This window comes from Sodalis sp. (in: enterobacteria) (assembly GCF_036327475.1).
In the GTDB taxonomy this organism is placed as follows: domain Bacteria; phylum Pseudomonadota; class Gammaproteobacteria; order Enterobacterales; family Enterobacteriaceae.
Map to the genome: position 1 here is coordinate 351051 of NZ_CP132913.1, position 18908 is coordinate 369958.

General features: G+C 53.6%; 14 protein-coding genes and 5 pseudogenes. 11 read left to right on the forward strand and 8 right to left on the reverse strand.

Features of this window, described 5'->3' with window-relative positions:
- Positions 1–450 precede the first annotated feature (450 nt).
- Positions 451–573, forward strand: coding sequence for a hypothetical protein (locus GPOALKHO_RS01900; RefSeq protein WP_406702736.1), 123 nt, complete (start codon positions 451–453; stop codon positions 571–573).
- A gap of 51 nt (positions 574–624) precedes the next feature.
- Positions 625–807, forward strand: coding sequence for a hypothetical protein (locus GPOALKHO_RS01905; RefSeq protein WP_406702738.1), 183 nt, complete (start codon positions 625–627; stop codon positions 805–807).
- A gap of 269 nt (positions 808–1076) precedes the next feature.
- On the opposite strand, the pseudogene GPOALKHO_RS01910 reads toward GPOALKHO_RS01905, so the two are convergent.
- The 3 genes and pseudogenes from GPOALKHO_RS01910 to GPOALKHO_RS01920 form a co-directional block, all read right to left on the reverse strand.
- Positions 1077–1800, reverse strand: a pseudogene (locus GPOALKHO_RS01910) (DUF1698 domain-containing protein).
- 182 nt (positions 1801–1982) lie between these two features.
- Positions 1983–2391, reverse strand: a pseudogene (locus GPOALKHO_RS01915) (carboxy-S-adenosyl-L-methionine synthase CmoA); the annotation flags it as partial.
- A gap of 359 nt (positions 2392–2750) precedes the next feature.
- Entirely contained in the window at positions 2751–2993 is a 243-nt protein-coding gene (locus GPOALKHO_RS01920; protein ID WP_406703324.1) for an isochorismatase family protein, read from the reverse strand.
- Positions 2994–3313: 320 nt separating this feature from the next.
- On the opposite strand from GPOALKHO_RS01920, the gene aspS reads away from it, so the two are divergent.
- From aspS to ruvB, 6 genes are all read left to right on the forward strand, one after another.
- Positions 3314–5098 (forward strand): aspartate--tRNA ligase, encoded by a 1785-nt coding sequence (gene aspS / locus GPOALKHO_RS01925; protein WP_406703326.1) that lies wholly within the window; start codon positions 3314–3316, stop codon positions 5096–5098.
- Complete coding sequence (nudB, locus tag GPOALKHO_RS01930; protein ID WP_406702740.1) at positions 5098–5541, forward strand: dihydroneopterin triphosphate diphosphatase; 444 nt, start codon at positions 5098–5100, stop codon at positions 5539–5541. The genes aspS and nudB overlap by 1 nt, the downstream gene beginning before the upstream one ends.
- Positions 5542–5562: 21 nt before the next feature.
- The gene (locus GPOALKHO_RS01935) at positions 5563–6306 is read left to right on the forward strand and encodes a YebC/PmpR family DNA-binding transcriptional regulator (RefSeq protein ID WP_406702742.1); all 744 of its coding nucleotides are present in this window, start codon (positions 5563–5565) and stop codon (positions 6304–6306) included.
- Positions 6307–6349: 43 nt separating this feature from the next.
- On the forward strand, positions 6350–6871 hold the full coding sequence (gene ruvC, locus GPOALKHO_RS01940; protein WP_406702744.1) for a crossover junction endodeoxyribonuclease RuvC: 522 nt from the start codon (positions 6350–6352) through the stop codon (positions 6869–6871).
- A gap of 82 nt (positions 6872–6953) precedes the next feature.
- Positions 6954–7571, forward strand: coding sequence for a Holliday junction branch migration protein RuvA (ruvA, locus tag GPOALKHO_RS01945; protein ID WP_406702745.1), 618 nt, complete (start codon positions 6954–6956; stop codon positions 7569–7571).
- A gap of 8 nt (positions 7572–7579) precedes the next feature.
- The gene (gene ruvB, locus GPOALKHO_RS01950; RefSeq protein ID WP_406702746.1) at positions 7580–8596 is read left to right on the forward strand and encodes a Holliday junction branch migration DNA helicase RuvB; all 1017 of its coding nucleotides are present in this window, start codon (positions 7580–7582) and stop codon (positions 8594–8596) included.
- A 95-nt stretch (positions 8597–8691) separates the two neighbouring features.
- On the opposite strand, the gene znuB is transcribed toward ruvB, so the two are convergent.
- Entirely contained in the window at positions 8692–9477 is a 786-nt protein-coding gene (gene znuB / locus GPOALKHO_RS01955; RefSeq protein WP_406702747.1) for a zinc ABC transporter permease subunit ZnuB, read from the reverse strand.
- A pseudogene (znuC, locus tag GPOALKHO_RS01960) lies at positions 9470–10230 on the reverse strand (zinc ABC transporter ATP-binding protein ZnuC). The gene znuB and the pseudogene znuC overlap by 8 nt, the downstream one beginning before the upstream one ends.
- A 73-nt stretch (positions 10231–10303) precedes the next feature.
- Here znuC and znuA point away from each other — a divergent pair.
- The 3 genes and pseudogenes from znuA to GPOALKHO_RS01975 form a co-directional block, all read left to right on the forward strand.
- Positions 10304–11245, forward strand: a complete 942-nt coding sequence (gene znuA, locus GPOALKHO_RS01965) for a zinc ABC transporter substrate-binding protein ZnuA (protein ID WP_406703327.1) — start codon at positions 10304–10306, stop codon at positions 11243–11245.
- A gap of 12 nt (positions 11246–11257) precedes the next feature.
- A complete protein-coding gene (mepM, locus tag GPOALKHO_RS01970; RefSeq protein ID WP_406702748.1) occupies positions 11258–12583 on the forward strand; it encodes a murein DD-endopeptidase MepM in 1326 nt (441 codons plus the stop codon).
- An 83-nt stretch (positions 12584–12666) separates the two neighbouring features.
- Positions 12667–13467, forward strand: a pseudogene (locus GPOALKHO_RS01975) (lauroyl-Kdo(2)-lipid IV(A) myristoyltransferase); the annotation flags it as partial.
- Positions 13468–13638: 171 nt separating this feature from the next.
- Here the strand turns inward: GPOALKHO_RS01975 and GPOALKHO_RS01980 are convergent.
- From GPOALKHO_RS01980 to pyk, 3 genes and pseudogenes are all read right to left on the reverse strand, one after another.
- Positions 13639–14994, reverse strand: coding sequence for an Nramp family divalent metal transporter (locus GPOALKHO_RS01980; RefSeq protein ID WP_406702749.1), 1356 nt, complete (start codon positions 14992–14994; stop codon positions 13639–13641).
- Positions 14995–15660: 666 nt separating this feature from the next.
- Positions 15661–15909 (reverse strand): annotated as a pseudogene (locus tag GPOALKHO_RS01985) (N-acetylmuramoyl-L-alanine amidase-like domain-containing protein); the annotation flags it as partial.
- A 1432-nt stretch (positions 15910–17341) separates the two neighbouring features.
- Positions 17342–18784, reverse strand: coding sequence for a pyruvate kinase (gene pyk / locus GPOALKHO_RS01990; protein WP_406702750.1), 1443 nt, complete (start codon positions 18782–18784; stop codon positions 17342–17344).
- Positions 18785–18908: the final 124 nt, after the last annotated feature.

Consider the following 18908-nt stretch of genomic DNA (forward strand, 5'->3'; position numbering starts at 1 on the left):
GCCATTTGTTGGCATAGTGTGCTATGCCAGTAATTCAGGGCCGTTAAGAAGAGTAGGATACCATCCTAAATGGAAGTTTGCTGATACAACTGGAGTGCGCTATAACAGCTGAGCAAGCTTGAGCAGGCCGGATTGAGCTCTGTTGTGGCCCAAAAGAGGTGGGGATTGACACCCGGTTTTGAACGCTACAGGCTGTACGGAGCGCGTTGCGTTTCCGGTTCATCCCATTATTGCCCGCGCGACAGCAATTTTGCTACAGCGCTGACGAGTGTGAGGTGATGCTTAATGCTTAATGATGTTGTACAGGTTCTCGTGTCGGACTTTCCGTGGTTGGTGATTGACCTACTTGATGCGGACGGGCGATGCGGACGGGCACGTTGACCTGACGTGTATGCGGTGCATTATGCACCTTGCCGTCACCATGGCGGTCACTTTCACCGCGCCTTCGATATGTGCCTCAATCCTTATCAGGCGCTGCGGCGATTAATCGATTTAGGGGATGGTACGCGCATCCTAAGTTTCGATCAACAGCAAAGCGCGGAAACAGGTTTGGTGTTGGTTTGGTGTTATTGAGGGAACTGACCGAGTTGAGTCGTGATCCAATTATTAAATCTGCATACATTCATGCAAGGCTGGATCCAAGAGCTGCATAGCTCCTCTGGTCAATTTGTCACCTTCGGCATGCGCTACCAGAAAAGCGCCGACAGTAAAGCGGACGAGTTCAGCCGTTATCGGGTAGACGGTAAAATGGTAACCAACATGAAACATGCGCTGACCGTGTTACCCATCGCGACGCGTCCGGCGTGATAACCGATTTTGCCGCACACACGCTAAAACCCATCTGATGTCTGCAAGTAAGAAGCTCCAACCTCTTGTGGGGCGTCTTTTATCTTGCGTTAGCCGCTCTTAGCGGCTTTACTTGGCCCGACGCTATGACGCTGGTCCTCACACCCTTAGCCCACGTGGGCCACCGAACGCATCAGCACACCTGCCGTTATGATGATGGGGCGCAGAGTCGCGATGAGGGGCGTAGATCGGCGTTGAAGGAGCACTTGGGCCACACGCACTCTTTGCTGTCAGGGTTTCTCCGCCACAATAACCGCCCGCAGCGGAGCGGGGTGGCCATCGATGGTCAATCGTGAGTTGCCGGAGTGCAAGAAATTCGCCAGGGATTCGACATCCACGTCGTACGCCGCTGTTCATCAGTATTGGTCACAGATATATCCACCTGACGCACATTTACAAACCCGCATTTTCCAACCAGCCGATCAGAGCGACGGGTGAAGGAATGAAGTGGGCATTGCGCATTTTGGTATAATGCTCTCTGGGGACTAGTACCTGGCTCTGATCATCTTCGATGACAAGGGTTTCCAATATCAGTTCACCGCCGCTGACTAATTGATTTTTCAACTGCAACAGATGATCGAGTGACGAGCGGCAATGATATAGCACCCCATGGAAAACACGGTGCCAAAAGGTGGCCAATCCGGTAACTGCTCAATGCCCGGTCGATAGTGATACCATGAAGCAAATGGCCTTTACGAAACGGCATCAGCTGGCGCAGCAGGGTTGATTCTGCCTGCTATCCGATGGGCAACGGTGGATGGCTGCCAGCGCTTACGCCGTGCAGCAGATCCAGACACGCGGGGTCAGCGTCGGCGGTTTTTCCACCGCCCTAAACCACTGGGTAAACTTGCCGTGTAACGAAGTGTGCTCCCACTCGATCAGTTGTACAGGAAGAGTATTGAGACAGTGGCTCAATGGCCTCTTGGCGATAAGTTGATAACAAAATCGGCAAATTGACTCACTGCCCGCCTCCGGATTAATGGCAATCAATGAGTCGAAATTGAGGCATTGGTTGGAACCAAACCTCGGCATAACTTGAAACCTGCTTCTTCGGCCAGACGCTGTTTATGCATTTCCACCATGTCTAGCATGCTGCTCGAACAATAGTGCGCCGATCCTGAAAACTGAATTTTCGGAAATTGCAAAGTGAAATAGAGTACCACCAGCGAGGTTTTTTGATAGAGACGGTGCATATATCCCCTTCGAAAATCTCTGTTGGCGCTCCGTGCGGAACGCTTCGATATGGCACCGACAGCGGGCTATTATCGCCGGCGAGTTATCCACCGCGATAATGCGGTAATCGATGTGGTTGATGGCGCGGCGCATTGCGAGCGTCTCGACGCCAAGGGCACAGTCGAGATCGTAAATCTGCGTTCCCGCACAGGCAAATCGGCCGACCAACATTCCGATCATTGAAATAATATTGGAATAGCCGGGGATGGAACTCTGGATCATATCAGGAAAGACTTCGGCGACGCGATCATCGAAAGTCCAGTCGCCCAGACTGGCTATGGGCGCTGAGAAAAGGTCATCACGATGGATCATGGTAAATAGGCGTCGTTGTACAAAATTCCATCAGAAAGCGGCGATAAAGCATGTACCCCGCGCGCTGCCGCGTGCCGTTCTCACTGCCAGCTGAACACTACATCCAAGGCATGAACCAGAGACCAAGCAGCACCATTAGCATCAACGCGTATAAGTGGCACCCATGCCGGTGCGGCGCGCTAGTGATATTTCCGCGTCGTTGACCGTAATAGTGCATTCTCGCCCAGCATCGAGAAGTCATACAGCGTGGTATTGTCCTTCACGCAGTTGAAATGACGTGCGCAGTCTGCCAACATACGCATGGAGCATCATGGTGTCTTTCGCATTGCGGCGCGCGCGGTCAAGGTGTAGGAGACGTGCTAGAAGCTACTGTTATGCTGTACCCTATCGCGGGCTCTGCAAATATCTTCCACCAGCACCAGCTCGAAATCTAGCCCACAGGCATTACGTGCGGTGGGTTCCACGCTAATATTAGTGGAAATCCCACTCAAGACAACGGGTTGAATACCGCGTCGGCGCAGCTGCAAGGTAAAATCCCTGCTTGTAAATTGATGAACACCAAGGCAGTATGGTACGAGAAAGACTGAACTTAAACATGGGATATCCGTGAGTCAATGTTGCAAGATACCCGCGGGTGGAGCTTGGTCGGTCAGCTAAGAATATGCTAGCTTATGCAGGATGCAGTAGTGTCGCGGTGAATTTTATCAATATTTAGAGGAAAATTACTAATTTCAGCGACAGGGCGCTGGCAGCGTAGACGGGCTTATACTGTGTCTGAAATTCCTTTATAATGGCCGCCTTTCAAACGCCGACCCGTTCAGCGCGCACCCGCTGGCCGGTGATGCCGGGCAAAGGCTCGGCACTGGTTCGCCTACGCCCAATTCTGACACCCGCTGACGGGCTGAATTTTAAGGATATCCTAATGCGTAGCGTATATTGCGGACAGCTGAACCTGTCACATGTTGGCCAGGAAGTGACGTTATGCGGTTGGGTCAATCGCCGTCGCGATCTTGGCGGTCTAATTTTTGTCGACATGCGTGACCAGGAAGGCTTAGTACAGGTGTTTTTTGATCCCAATCGTCATGACGCCTTCGTCCGCGCCGCTGAGTTGTGCAATGAATTCTGTCTGCAACTGACCGGCATCGTGCGTGCCCGACCGGACAGTCAGGTCAACAGCGATATGGCCACCGGTGCCGTAGAAGTCCTGGCCACCCAACTAACTATTATCAACCGCTCGGAGCCGCTGCCGCTCGACGCCAATCAGAACAATACCGAAGAGCAGCGCCTGAAATTTCGCTACCTCGATTTACGTCGTCCTGTCATGGCGAAGCGTCTCAAAACGCGAGCGCGTATCTCCAGCTTCGTGCGCCGTTTCATGGATGCCGAAGGGTTTCTCGATATCGAAACGCCGATGCTAACAAAAGCGACACCGGAAGGCGCTCGCGATTACCTGGTACCTAGCCGGGTGCATAAAGGCAAGTTTTACGCCTTGCCGCAGTCGCCACAGCTGTTTAAACAGCTGCTGATGATGTCGGGTTTCGACCGCTACTACCAGATCGTGAAATGTTTTCGCGATGAAGACCTGCGCGCCGATCGTCAGCCAGAGTTCACCCAGATCGACGTGGAAGCGTCATTCATGACTGCGGCGCAGGTGCGCGAGGTGATGGAGCGGCTGGTGCGCGATTTGTGGCGCAACATTATCGGCATCGACCTTGGCGTTTTCCCGCAGATGACCTATGCCGATGCCATGCGCCGCTTCGGTTCCGACAAACCCGATTTGCGCAATCCGATGGAGCTAGTGGATGTAGGGGATCTGGTTAAGGACATGGCGTTCAACGCGTTCTCCACGCCCGCCAACGACGCCAATAGCCGCGTGGCGGTGCTGTGTGTGCCAGGGGGCGCACAGTTGAGCCGCAAGCAGATTGACGAATACGGTAAATATATTGAAATCTATGGCGCCAAAGGGTTGGCGTGGATGAAGGTCAATCAGCGCGGCGTCGGCGCGGAAGGGGTGCAAAGCCCGGTGGCGAAGTTCCTGGAACCGCAGGTGATTGAACAAATTCTGGCACGCACCGACGCCGCCGATGGCGATATCCTTTTCTTTAGCGCGGATCGCAAAAACGTTGTAACTGGTGCGCTGGGCGCGCTGCGCCTCAAGCTCGGCCTGGATCTGCAGCTCACGCAAACTGACCGCTGGGCGCCACTGTGGGTGGTCGACTTCCCGATGTTTGAGGAAGACGAAGACGGCAGCTTGGCCGCAATGCATCATCCCTTCACTGCGCCAAAGGAGATCGATATCCATACCATTGCCGCCTGCCCGACGGCTGCAGTGGCCAACGCCTACGATATGGTGATCAACGGTTACGAGGTCGGCAGCGGCTCGGTGCGCATCCACCGAGGCGACATGCAACAGACCGTGTTTAGCATTCTGGGTATCAATGAACACGAACAGCAGGAGAAATTCGGTTTTCTGCTCGATGCGTTGAAATATGGCACGCCACCCCACGCTGGCTTGGCCTTCGGCCTGGATCGTCTGGTGATGCTGCTGACCGGTACCGACAATATCCGCGATATTATTGCGTTTCCGAAAACCACCGCGGCGACGGATATGATGACCGAAGCTCCTAGCTTCAGCAATGCCAAGGCGTTAGCCGATCTGTCGATTACGATCGTTGGTAAGGAAGCGATGAAAAACGATCGGTCTTAATGGTTTACAAACGCCCAATTTCGGTGCTGGTGGTCATCTCTGCCGCCGACAGCGGACGGGTTTTGATGTTACAGCGCCGGGATGACCCGGAATTTTGGCAATCGGTTACCGGCAGTATAGACGCCGGTGAACGTCCGGCGGTGGCGGCGCGGAGAGAAGTGCGCGAAGAAACCGGGTTTGATACTGATGCTTCGGGACTGACGCTCACCAATTGCCAGCGCTGCATTCAATTTGAGATTTTTAGTCATTTTCGTCACCGTTACGCGCCGGGAGTAACGCACAATACAGAATATTGGTTCTGTTTGACGCTACCCTGTGAGCAAGCGCCCGTGTTAAGCGAGCATCGAAGCTGGCGCTGGATGGCCGCCGCCACTGCCGCCTCGCTGACCAAATCCTGGAGTAACCGGCAGGCGATTGAGGAATTTGTTATTTATCCGGCCTGAGAAGGCTTTTCGGAGAGAAATATGGCAGGCCATAGTAAGTGGACCAATACTAAGCATCGTAAAGCCGCACAGGACGCCAAGCGTGGGAAAATTTTCACCAAGATTATCCGCGAATTGGTCACCGCCGCCAGATTGGGTGGCGGGGATGTCAGCTCCAACCCTCGATTGCGCGCGGCGATGGATAAAGCCTTGGCGAATAACATGACGCGTGACGTGCTTAATCGCGCCATCACCCGCGGCGTAGGGGGGGATAATGACACCCAGATGGAGACCATCATTTATGAGGGTTATGGCCCCGGCGGCACCGCGGTCATGGTTGAGTGCCTGAGTGATAACCGTAACCGTACCGTGTCCGAAGTACGTCACGCCTTCACTAAGACCGACGGTAATTTGGGCACCGATGGCTCCGTCGCGTATCTGTTTACAAAAAAAGGGGTGATTTCGTTTTCGCCTGGCCTGAGTGAAGATACCATCATGAATGCGGCGCTGGAAGCCGGCGCCGATGACCTTATTACTTATGATGGCGGTGCGATCGATGTGTACACCACGCCGGAGGCGTTCAGTGGAGTCAAAGACGCTCTGGAAGCGTCTGGTCTGACGCCGGAAGCCTCAGAAGTGACGCTAGTACCGTCCACTCGTGCCGATCTGGACGCTGAGACTGCGCTCAAACTATTGCGCCTTATCGATATGCTAGAAGACTCCGATGATGTGCAGAAAGTCTACCACAACGGTGAGATTTCCGACAATGTGGCGGCGACCCTGTGATGACCGGTTTCTCGCGGCATTGCGCAAGCTAGGCGGCAGCGGTATGACCGTGATATTAGGTATCGATCCCGGCTCGCGTATTACCGGCTATGGTATCGTGCGCCAGGATGGACGTAGACTGGGCTACCTGGGTAGCGGCTGTATCCGTACCAAAGTGTACGGCCTGCCCGGTCGCCTGAAGCTTATCTATGCCGGCGTCAGCGAAATTATCACGCAGTTTCGACCCGACTGCCTGGCAATTGAGCAGGTTTTTATGGCCAAAAACGCCGACTCGGCGCTAAAACTGGGCCAGGCGCGCGGCGTCGTCATCGTGGCAGCGATTAACCTGGATTTACCAGTGTTTGAATATGCCGCCCGTCAGGTGAAGCAGACGGTGGTGGGTACGGGGTCGGCGGAGAAAAGCCAGGTACAGCATATGGTGCGTACCCTATTAACACTATCGGCCAACCCGCAGGCGGATGCCGCCGATGCGTTAGCCATCGCCATCACCCATTGCCACGTCAGCCAGAATGCCTTGCGCATGGGCAGCGAGGGACTTAATTTGGTGCGCGGCAGGCCAAGCTGATGTCGGACAGGTGTGTTTACCTTTATTATGTTATAAGCATAATCATCAAAAGCAATAACCTGACGCGTAAAGGAAGGTCGAGGTGATCGGACGTCTCAGAGGTATCATTCTGGAAAAGCAGCCGCCGCAGGTGTTGTTGGAAACGCATGGGGTTGGTTATGAGATGCAATTACCGATGACCTGTTTCTATGCCCTGCCAGAAACCGGTCAAGAGGCCATTATCTTCACCCATTTCGTGGTGCGCGATGACGCCCAGTTGCTGTTTGGTTTTATCCATAAGCAGGAACAGATGTTGTTTCGCGAACTAATTAAAGTAAACGGCGTCGGGCCGAAGCTGGCGCTGGCAATTCTCTCCGGGATGCCGGCGCAGCAGTTTGTTGGCGCCGTGGAGCGCCAGGAAATTAACGCATTGGTGAAATTGCCCGGCGTCGGCAAGAAGATCGCGGAACGGCTGGTGGTGGAAATGAAGGACAAATTTAAAGGACTGTCCGGCGATCTGTTCGTCTCTCATGGCGTGGGTGATATCCCACCAGCCATCGCCGCGCAGGTCAATCCGGCCGATCCAGAGAGCGAAGCGGTTGCCGCGCTGGTGGCGCTGGGGTATAAACTGCAGGAGGCAAGTCGGATGGTCAACAAAGTAACAAGCGCTGGCGCCGATTGTGAAATGCTTATCCGTGATGCGCTGCGCGCTGCGCTGTGAGGTAGAGGATGATTGAAGCCGATCGACTGATAAGTTCCGCGACGGTGACGGAAGAAGAGGTAATCGACCGCGCTATCCGGCCGAAAACTCTGGCGGACTATATCGGCCAGCCCCACGTGCGCGAGCAGATGGAAATTTTCATTCAGGCGGCGAAAATGCGCGGCAACGCGCTGGATCATTTGCTCATCTCTGGGCCACCCGGGTTGGGTAAAACCACACTCGCGAACATTGTCGCTAATGAGATGGGGGTCAATCTGCGCACCACCTCGGGCCCGGTGCTGGAAAAAGCCGGCGATCTAGCGGCGATGCTGACCAACCTTGAGCCCCATGACGTTTTATTTATCGATGAGATCCATCGGCTTTCGTCGATAGTCGAGGAAGTGCTTTATCCGGCGATGGAGGATTATCAGCTGGATATCATGATAGGCGAAGGACCGGCTGCACGTACAATCAAAATTGAGCTCCCGCCGTTTACTCTAGTGGGCGCCACCACCCGCGCAGGTTCACTGACGCCGCCGCTGCGCGACCGCTTTGGTATCGTGCAGCGGCTAGAGTTTTATCAGACGGGAGATTTACAGCACATTGTCAGCCGCAGCGCTGCCCATCTGGCACTGAACATTACCGAAGGCGGCGCGCGGGAAATCGCGCGACGGGCACGCGGTACGCCGCGTATCGCCAACCGGCTGCTGCGCCGGGTTCGTGACTTTGCCGATGTGCGGGCCGCGGGCCACATCAGCGATGAGGTGACGGTGAACGCGCTGAATATGCTGAATGTCGATACCGAAGGGTTCGACTTCATGGATCGAAAACTACTACTCGCCATCATTGATAAATTTGTCGGCGGACCGGTAGGGTTGGATAACCTGGCGGCGGCAATCGGTGAAGAGCGCGAAACAATCGAAGATGTGCTGGAGCCGTTTTTGATCCAGCAAGGGTTTATACAGCGAACGCCCCGCGGGCGTATCGCCACCGTCCACGCCTATCGCCATTTCGGGCTTGAAGGACGCGGCGGCGAAAACGCATAAACGCCGTCGGCGCTGAGCGCATCAGCAGCCGCGCCCCATCGCGCCGCAGTGGCTTCAGGCGGCGATAGCAGGGCGCTCTGCACCGCCATCGGTGGTCAAGTGCGCACTTTGACGCTCAGGCTGAGCATGAATAGCACCCAGGCGCACAGCACGACAGATGGGCCGGCCGGGGTATCGCAGAGCGTGGAAAAGGCCAATCCGCCGGTGACCGCCAGCGCACCCGCGAGGGTAGCGTATAACGCCATCTGCTCCGGGCTACGCGCACAACAGCGTGCCGCCGCGGCGGGAACGATAAGCAGCGAAGTAATAATCAACGCACCGACAAACTTCATCGCCAGTCCGATGGTCAGCGCGGTGACCAGCATCAACAACAGCTTAACGCGGAGCAGAGGGATGCCGTCTACGTGGGCCAATTCGTGGCTGATGGTCACTGATAACAGCGCGCGCCACTGCCACAAGATAAGCGTCAGCACTACCGCGACACCCGCACCCACCAGTGCAATGTCCTGCGGCGTGACCGCCAGCAGATCTCCAAACAGATAGGCCATTAAATCAACCCGCACCCTCTGCATCAGGCTTACCACGACCAAGCCAAGGGAGAGCAAACCGTGCGCCATGATGCCCAATAACGTATCGATGGCCAACTGGTGGAAGCGTTCCAGCCATACCAGCCCGAACGCCAGCGCCAGCGTAACTGCAATCACCGCGTAAAACGGATTGATGTTCAACAACAGGCCGAAAGCGACGCCTAAGAGTGAGGCGTGGGTGAGGGTATCGCCGAAATACGACATTTTGCGCCATACTACGAAGGCGCCGAGTGGACCGGCTGCCAGCGATAACAGCACGCCGGCGAACCAGCCTGGGAGTAATAATTCAATCATGGCGACAGGCTCTCTGTGCGGGCATCACGACTTCACTCTGCAAGTCGTGGCAGGGTTATGATGATGGTGATAGATCGCGAGCGGCGCTGGTCCGCGCTGGCCGAACATGGCAATAAAAGTCGGGTGGGCCGAGACGACATCCGGCGTGCCGGAACAGCAGATGTGGTGATTAAGGCACAGCACTTCATCGGTTTTCGCCATCACCATATGTAAATTATGCGATATCATCAACACTGCGCAACCAAGGGTCAGGCGAATGTTGTCGATTAAATCATACAGCACCACCTGACCATTGACATCCACACCCTGCATCGGCTCGTCAAGCACTAATAGCTGTGGTGAATTGAGCAGGGCGCGCGCCAGCAGCACCCGCTGCATCTCTCCCCCGGAAAGTTTCTGCATGGGTGCCGTCTGCAGATGTTGCGCCTGCACTTGCGCCAGCAACGGCGCTATATCGCTTTTCTTGACGCCCGGACGCAGACGCATAAAGCATTCCACCGTCAGCGGCAATGTCGGGTCCAGATGTATTTTTTGCGGGACATACCCCATACGCAGTTTTGGCTGGCGCTTAAGAGTCCCTTCGGTAGGAGCGATAAGCCCGAGTACCACCCGCACCAGCGTCGACTTGCCAGCACCGTTCGGGCCTAGCAGTGTAAGAATATGGCCGGTGCGCAGGCTGAGAGAGATATCGTGCAGCACCGCTTTACGGCCAAAGGCGACGCCGATGTGTTTCAGAATTACCAAATCGGTCATGATAATTACGGTTGTTAAATTACCGCGTTATTATAACATAACAATTTGCTTCGTTGCCGATGAGAATATTGCCGTGCCTGTATCCTATCCCGCCGTTTTTCTTCGCGCCGTTGGTCGTACCTGCCGTTTCGTCGGCCTTGGCGCCGCGTTAGGGATGGCGGCGGGCATCAACGCGCAGGCGGCGATTGTTGCCTCGCTCCGCCCGCTGGGATTTATCGCCGCTGCCGTCGCCGATGGCGTTATGCCGGTGGAGGTAGTGTTACCCGATGGCGCTTCACCCCATGATTATGCTTTGCGGCCAATGGATGCGCTGCGGTTAAAAAGAGCCGATGTGCTGGTGTGGGTAGGGCCGGAAATGGAGGCGTTTCTCTCTAGATCAGCCGCCTCGCTACCTGCTGCGCGTCGCATTACCCTGGCTAATCTGCCATCCGTTAAGCCGCTATTGCAAAAAGCCGGTGAAGAAGTGCATGAAAATCATGGCCATCACCACGGCGAATATAATATGCATTTGTGGTTGTCGCTGACCATCGCTCGGCGCACGGCTGAGGCAATCCATGACCGTCTGCTGGAGTTAATTCCAGAAAAGAGACAACAATTGGATGATAATTTGCGAATTTTCAACGCCGTCTTGACAAAAAATGACAAAAATATCGCTACAATGCTGGCGCCTGTTCGCGCTAAAGGGTATTACGTATTTCACGATGCGTATGGGTATTTCGAAACATACTATGGCCTGACGCCATTAGGATATTTCACCATCAATCCGGAAATACAACCCGGTGCCCAGGCTTTACACAAAATCAAAACACAGTTGGTTGAGCAAAAAGCGACCTGTATTTTTGCTGAGCCACAATTCAGGCCAGCTGTTATCAACGCCGTCGCCCATGGGACATCCGTGCATATTGGCACCTTGGATACGCTTGGGATGGGTATCGCCTTAGACAAGGGAAGCTACGCACGCTTTCTGTCGCAATTGGCCAACCAGTACGTGAGCTGCCTGGGGAAGAACACATAAGGATAATTATTAGTGCAGCAGATAGCCCGCTCTTTCGCCCTGGCGTTTGATCATCTGCAGCGACCCCACCGTGTCATGCTGGGGTCGCTGACCATAGTCACTTTAGCCGTCGCCGTTTGGCGGCCCTATATCTATTCCTCGGTAGTGGAACGGCCCGCTAGTCGCATCATTCCGCTGGAAGACCATCAATTACATGAGCTGACGCCAGAGGCCAGTGAACCCCTCGACCAGACCACCACGAACAGCGATGAAGATATTCCAAAGGATGAATTGGACGAACGAGTGGTAGGGGAGGTCGGCGTGCATGAGTATGTTATCTCCACTGGCGATATACTAAGTAGTATCCTCACTCAATACGGCATCGATATCGCCGACGTCGCGGCGCTGGCTCAGCAAAACCCCGTGTTGCGCAATTTGAAGGTAGGCCAATCCCTCTCTTGGACGCTGACCGCCGAGGGCGATTTGCAGCGCCTGACCTGGGATGTTTCTCGCCGTGAGACGCGCACCTATGATCGCGTGAATGGCGGGTTCAAGGAAAGTATCGCCAATATGACAGGAAAGTGGCGAAACACCACCTTGACCGGCCAGCTCAATGGCAGTTTCGTTACCAGCGCGCGCGCAGCCGGTTTGACGTGCAGTGATATCAACGCGGTGATCAAAGCCTTGCAGTGGCAGCTGGATTTTCGCAAGTTGCGTAAAGGGGATCAGTTCTCGGTTCTAACCTCGAGGGAGGTGCTGGACGGCAAGAGCGCCCAAAGTCAACTACTCGGCGTACGCCTACGGACTGGCGGGAAAGATTATTATGCGTTCCGCGCGGATGACGGTAAATTCTATAACCGCGATGCCGCTATTCTCGCCAGTGGTTTTATGCGTTTTCCTACCGCGAAACAATTCCGCATTTCCTCCAATTTCAATCCATGCAGGCTTAACCTCGTTACCGGCCGTATCGCGCCACATCGCGGCGTCGATTTTGCCATGCCTGTCGGTACGCCGGTACTAGCGGTGGGCGACGGCGAGGTGATGGTTAGCAAAAGAGATAGCGCCGCTGGTAACTATGTGACCATCCGCCACGGCCGCCAATACATGACCCGCTATATGCATTTGAAGAAATTGTTGGTGAAGCCGGGACAGAAAGTGAAACGCGGTGATCGCATCGCCTTGTCCGGTAATACAGGGCGCTCAACCGGCCCCCATTTGCATTATGAGGTCTGGATCAACCAGCAGGCGGTTAACCCACTGACCGCCAAACTACCGCATACCGAAGGGCTGATCGGCAGCGATCGCGCCGAATATCTCGCCCAAGTCAAACAGATGTTACCTCAGCTGCAATTAAACTGACATTCCTGTATCGGCTGCTTGTCTTTACAATGCGGTTAGCCATGGTAACAACTGCGCGATGACAAGCATTAAGAAAGGCAGGCATGGAAAATAAGCGAAACGGGATAGATAGAGTTCATCCCGACATTCAAAATGCATCACATACCCTGCATTATTGTGGCGTCTGGCTGGGGATGGGCGCCATCGCCGTCACCTGGACCCGCCACGGCTGCGAGACCGTGCTGGGCGCGTTTGGTCGCGTTGCGCACAAGGCGCGCCTTCGCGTAGAAGTCAATTATGAAATCGCCCTAGAAAACCATTATAGACGACATGTTCACCTGCGTGACTTGCCGCAATCCAAAAGCCAGCGCTGGCGCGCGAGCGGTGGCATGGCACAAATTGCTAAATCGGCTTCAGAAAGAGAGGAGCGCAATATCATTTTTCTGGTGCCTCACGGTTGGGCGGTGGATGTGTCAAGGATGCTAATGACGGCGCGCGGCCAAAATGGCGCCATGCAAACTCTTTATTAGCTCGGTGCGCCAGGGGTACTGGGATATTATTTACTAGATCAGGTTCACGGTACCGAGCACAGTAAGTTTGTGGATTTCTTTGCCACCCAAAAAGCAATGACGCTACCGACTTTCAGCCATCTAATGAAAGTCTGCCGTGCCACGGTCGTTCCGCCATTCCCGCTCTACGACGGCAACATCAGCCTGTTGCATATTATTCTTTCGCCAATGGACGCATTAAACGGATACAAATGATGCTACCGTTGGCGTGCCGCATGAATGAAGCGGTGCACTAGTACGTCAAAACCCTGAGCAATATACCTGGGTGCTAAAACTGCTTAAAACCCGCAAGCCTGGCGCGATCCCAACCCCTATAAGCGCCCCTCTTCGCTGAGAACTCGGAGCAAAAGCGCGAAAACTAGCGTGCTGTCGCGTTTGGCTTGGCATTGTTATGGGATTCACTTTCACTTGAACACGCTCCTCCGTTGCACTATATATATCAGCTGCGCGCAATGCTGCAGCCACGCTGTTGCGCAACTGAATCTGGCCTATCCACAGCAGTGTTTCTCAGCCGAACAGCATATGCACCGTTTCGATGATGAGCTGGAGATTTAAGACCACTAACACTGCTGTGGCCAGCCAGCCGAGTATCATAAAAGGTTTGCAATTGACAAATCTGCCCATTCGCTTTCTGGATGAGGTTAAATACAGCAGCGGAATCATTGAAATCGGTAAGGCGATGCTCAAAAAGACCTGGGTATAGACCAGAAGTTTCTCAACCATATCCCCTTTATCTCCCCATAGGTAGATGCAGGCCACAACCGGCAAAATAGCAATCAGACGCGTAATCAGGCGTCGCTGCCACCGCGGGAGACGGAAATTAATGAAGCCTTCCATCACAATTTGCCCGGTTAAGGTCCCCGTAATAGTGGCATTCTGCCCGGAAGCCAGCAGCGCAACGGCGAATAATGTTGCCAGGGTGGCGCTGGCAATGGCACCAACCATGCTGTGATCCTGCAGGGCATCGTATAGTTGGGCAAAACGGCCGATATCGTCCGGGTCTTTACCAAAAAATAGCGCGGCGCCGAGAATAAGTAGTAAACAATTAATGATAAAGGAGAATCCTAATTGGACATTGGAATCAATTGTCGCGTAGCAGATAGCTTCTTTCACCGCCCGCTCGTCACTGCGGTTGTATTGACGCGATTGCACGATGGAAGAGTGGAGGTAGAGGTTGTGCGGCATCACAGTGGCTCCTACGATCCCCAACGCGATGAAGAAAGCGGAATCACCGCCCGCTACATGCGCGGTGAGGATCTCTCTTTGTGGGATTAACGCGTGGGCAATTTGTGCCAAGTCTGGGTTAGCAAGTGCCACCTCATAGGCAAAAATAATAAAGATTGCGGCAATGAGCGTAAAGACCAGCGCCTCGATTTTTCTGATACCAAACTTCATCAATACCAGCAGGAGAAACACATCTAGCACGGTGATCATCACACCCAACAACAGCTGGATCTTGAAAAGTAAATTTAACGCGATAGCACTACCGATGACCTCGGCAATCTCCGTAGCGATAATGGCTAATTCGGTGGTGACCCAGAGCGTGGCGGCGGTGCGCTTGCCGATCAGGGCTTTCGTTGCCTGCGCTAAATCCATTCCCGTGACTATACCCAATTTGGCGCACATGACCTGGAGCAGCATTGCAATCAGACTGGAGATCAGTATTACGGACAGCAGAAGATAGCTGTAGAGGGCTCCGCCTTGAATCGCAGTTATCCAGTTGCCTGGATCCATATAACCGACCGCGACCAATGCACCAGGCCCCGAAAAAGCAAACAGTTTTCTAAAAAATCCGCCCTTTCCCGTCGGAACGGGGATCGTACCGTTAATTTCTTCCAGACTGTTCTTTTTGACTACTTCCATCTTTTTTCCAAATTAACTGAGAGCGGAAAAATGATTTTATTATAAATAGGAATAAGATTTGTTATCAATTAAAAGCTCGTTTAGGCTCGGTTTACTTCAGGCGGGTAGCGACCTGCGCGCCGCGCCAGTCCTCTCCTCAGCGCTATGGGCTTAATGGCAGACTGCCCCAACGGGCAGGGGAACCTCTACGTCTTGTGAAGAGCCTTGGTGCCATATCTGCCCACTTGTCGGTGGTCGTTTGCAGGACAGCGGCACAGCCATGCGATCGGCGCCTACGGCCATGGCGCTGATACCTCAGCCTACTGGCCTGCGCGCAAGTCGCAGTGTCGTATTGCGCTAGGCGTTCGGCTTTGAGGCTCTCGCTCGCCGATCCGCTTGTGTCAGCCGCCCTCTGTCGGCAACGGCGCTGACGCTAGAAGGGAGGGCAGCCGCGTGATCCTACACTTCCCTGTACAGGCTTGGCGAGACAGGAGATCGCGCAATCCGCTTGTGAGAGGGGCAATCGTAGCGGCCCGTCTTCGGCACAGGCCGTTTGAACGAGTGTCAGCCGGCCTGTGCAAGGCAGGGTCGTTACGGTGACTTGTTTTACAATGCGCGCAAAACCACAATACCAGGTTTGCTTTGCATATTATTCTATAAAGGGCGTACTACCACTCTGCGGTTACGCTACAAAGAAGATGTATTGCGATAATAGAGTTCGTCTCCTTTTTGACATTTAGCGCGGCCTAATCCAAGTCTAGGAATATAGGTAATGTCGCGCTCCAATTCCTCGATAGCGGGAATAAATTTACCGCCGTCCGCTTTCAGATTCAAGTGCTTATAAATCACCTTAGCCATCAGACCAATGTGCGCGCCAATATCCACTGCATTGTGTGGCTGACTGGTAAACCAATACGTGAAGAAATATTTGTGGTTAACAAAAGGACACCTGGCTTTCTCTGTAGCGGGTTTTCGCTAGTTGAAATCCGTTCTGTTTACCGACTGGCTTGAAACAGTCGACGCCGTTAAAATTTACAACCAGCTTTCGGGTTCCGTCGTCGGAGAAAAGATTGCGAAACCTGTCCAATTAATTCTCCGTAGCTATTCACGCTGGCAATCCTGTGGCAATAGGGCTAGGAAATCGCGTTCTCGGATCAATGACTCGATGGCGGCCATTTATTGAGGTCTACTTTATCTTTGGCGCAATAGAAAATTCATCGAATTTTGCGGACGTGTGTTTCCGGCAAAGTCGAATGGACGATTACAAATAGATACATCAGTTATTTTATTATGAAAACCCTGCTCTTTGTAGAATTAAACGCTAGAGAGTTATTGGCGGCTGCTTGTTAGTATGATAAAAATGATGGATCACAGTCAGGTGAAATATTGACAACACTACCGTATCGTATGACAGATTGACGGTAATGACAACGTTGACGTTACTGTATGCCGATAAACCGCTCGCCAGGACGATATTGGATCAGAAAGAAATCGATTTCTTAGAAAGTCGCGTTTTTAACGAAATAATGGTGAAATATACCCAGAAGAGAATAGATCCTCGCTAAGATGTATTACACCAGGTCATTATTAAGGCGCCACGAGTAGTTATAGATAGGCGAGGGCCAAAGCGAAGAGCGCATCCGCCTCAGCCATCCTCGTGTCAAGCAGCGCCGCACTGACTTCCTATGCTTTTCCGACGCGGACGGCGTGTACTCTGTCAGAGGGCAACACCCTCTATAAGCCATTGACCGTTTTGGTACGTATTGCGTGTAAACCGATTGAACAACAGGTGATAGCCAAACGCAAAGAGATTGGGCAGGGATCTTAAGGATGGTGTCTGAATTAATTTTGTTTGCATGCCGAACGCCAACCCCATACGGGCTCAACATTATCTGAACAAGGTCAATAATCAGCCTGATTTTCCCGCGTCAGCGTGATGAGTGACAAACACAGCGATCCGGTGGACGTTCTGATCACGAAATATACTGCCAGCAGTACCTTAGAGGATTTATCCGATAAGGGAAAAGCAATGTGCTGAGAACCATGGCGCTACTGCTTACTGCTCGGTTCACGTGGACTCTATATACATCACGGTGAAATATTCTGATCCAGAGTGACGGTCGCATCTATTTGATCGATGCCGATCAGGTGGTAATTGTGCAACGACAGCGTCTAGCACGCGCGCTATTGGAAAATGCGCTGGAATGCGCTGGAAAGATACTCTAAATAATGATCTAACTGTCGTTAGAAGATGGCTGTTGCGATGACGAATATCGGACCCGTTTATCTGCATTACGTGCGATCCGCGGACGGTCCGTTACGGACGGTCCGTTACGTACGAATAATACCGTGATGCGCTTGCCTTGGGTTATTCCACGCGCAGGATGCGGCTGGTATTGGTGGTGCCAACCATGTCCATCACGTCGCCCTGGGTGATAATCACCAGATCCCCCGAGGCCAGAAACCCCTTATCACGCAACAAATTGGTGGCGTGGGTTGCCGCCGCCACGCCGTCGCAATCGCCGTTAAAGTACACTGGCGTCACGCCACGATAAAGCGCGGTTAGGTTCAGGGTATGTTCATGACGTGAGAGGGCAAAAATCGGTAGGCCCGAGCTAATGCGGGACATCATTAGCACGGTACGGCCCGATTCCGTCATTGAGATAATGGCAGTGATGCCCCTAAGGTGATTGGCGGTGTACATCGCCGACATGGCGATGGCTTCTTCGATATTGTCAAATTGCACGTCCAGCCGATGCTTGGACACATTGATACTGGGAATCTTCTCCGCCCCCAGGCAAACGCTGGCCATAGTCGACACCGTTTCGGAGGGATACTGCCCCGTAGCAGTTTCGGCCGACAACATCACCGCGTCGGTACCGTCAAGCACCGCGTTGGCGACGTCCATGACTTCGGCACGCGTGGGCATTGTGTGGGTTATCATTGATTCCATCATCTGCGTGGCGGTAATTACGGCGCGGTTCAGGGTGCGGGCGCGACGGATCAGTTTCTTTTGAATACCCACCAGTTCAGAATCGCCGATTTCAACTCCTAAGTCGCCGCGGGCCACCATCACCACATCCGAAGCGAGGATGATATCGTCCATAGCTTCCTCACTGGCCACAGCTTCGGCACGCTCGACTTTCGACACGATTTTGGCATAGCTGCCTGCGTCACGCGCTAGGCGGCGCGCATAGTTCAGATCCTCGCCGGTGCGAGGAAAAGACACTGCCAGGTAATCGACGCCGATTTTGGCGGCGGTAATGATGTCGGCTTTGTCCTTTTCGGTCAGCGCTTCAGCAGACAAACCACCACCGAGCTTGTTGATACCTTTATTGTTGGATAGCGGACCGCCCACCGCCACTCTGGTGTAAACCCGAATACCCTGCACCTCCAGCACTTTGAGCTGCACGCGGCCATCATCCAGCAGCAGGATATCGCCAGGCACCACATCGTCAGGCAAGCCTTTATAGTCAATGCCCACCCGTTCGCGGTCGCCCTCGCCGCAGCCTAATGACGCATCAAGTAGAAATTTGTCACCGACGTTCAAGAAAATTTTCCCTTCCCGAAACGTCGAAATGCGGATCTTCGGCCCTTGTAAATCGCCGAGTATCGCGACGTGCCGGTCGAGACGGGCCGAGATTTCGCGCGCTTTCTGCGCGCGCTGGAGATGATTTTCCGCGCTGCCGTGTGAAAAATTGAGACGAACGACATTGGCGCCGGCGGCAATCACTTTTTCGAGATTATTATCACGATCGGTTGCGGGGCCAAGAGTGGTGACAATTTTGGTTCTTCTTAGTCGTCTGGGCATGGATAACTCCGTTAACTTGGGTAAATGGTGTTGTTGCAACAAAAGAGTCTCCGGAGGGGCGCCAGACCGTTGGCCGGTCCACGTAGCAGCCAGACAGCCGGAGAAGGCGCTAAAATTCCCTGGA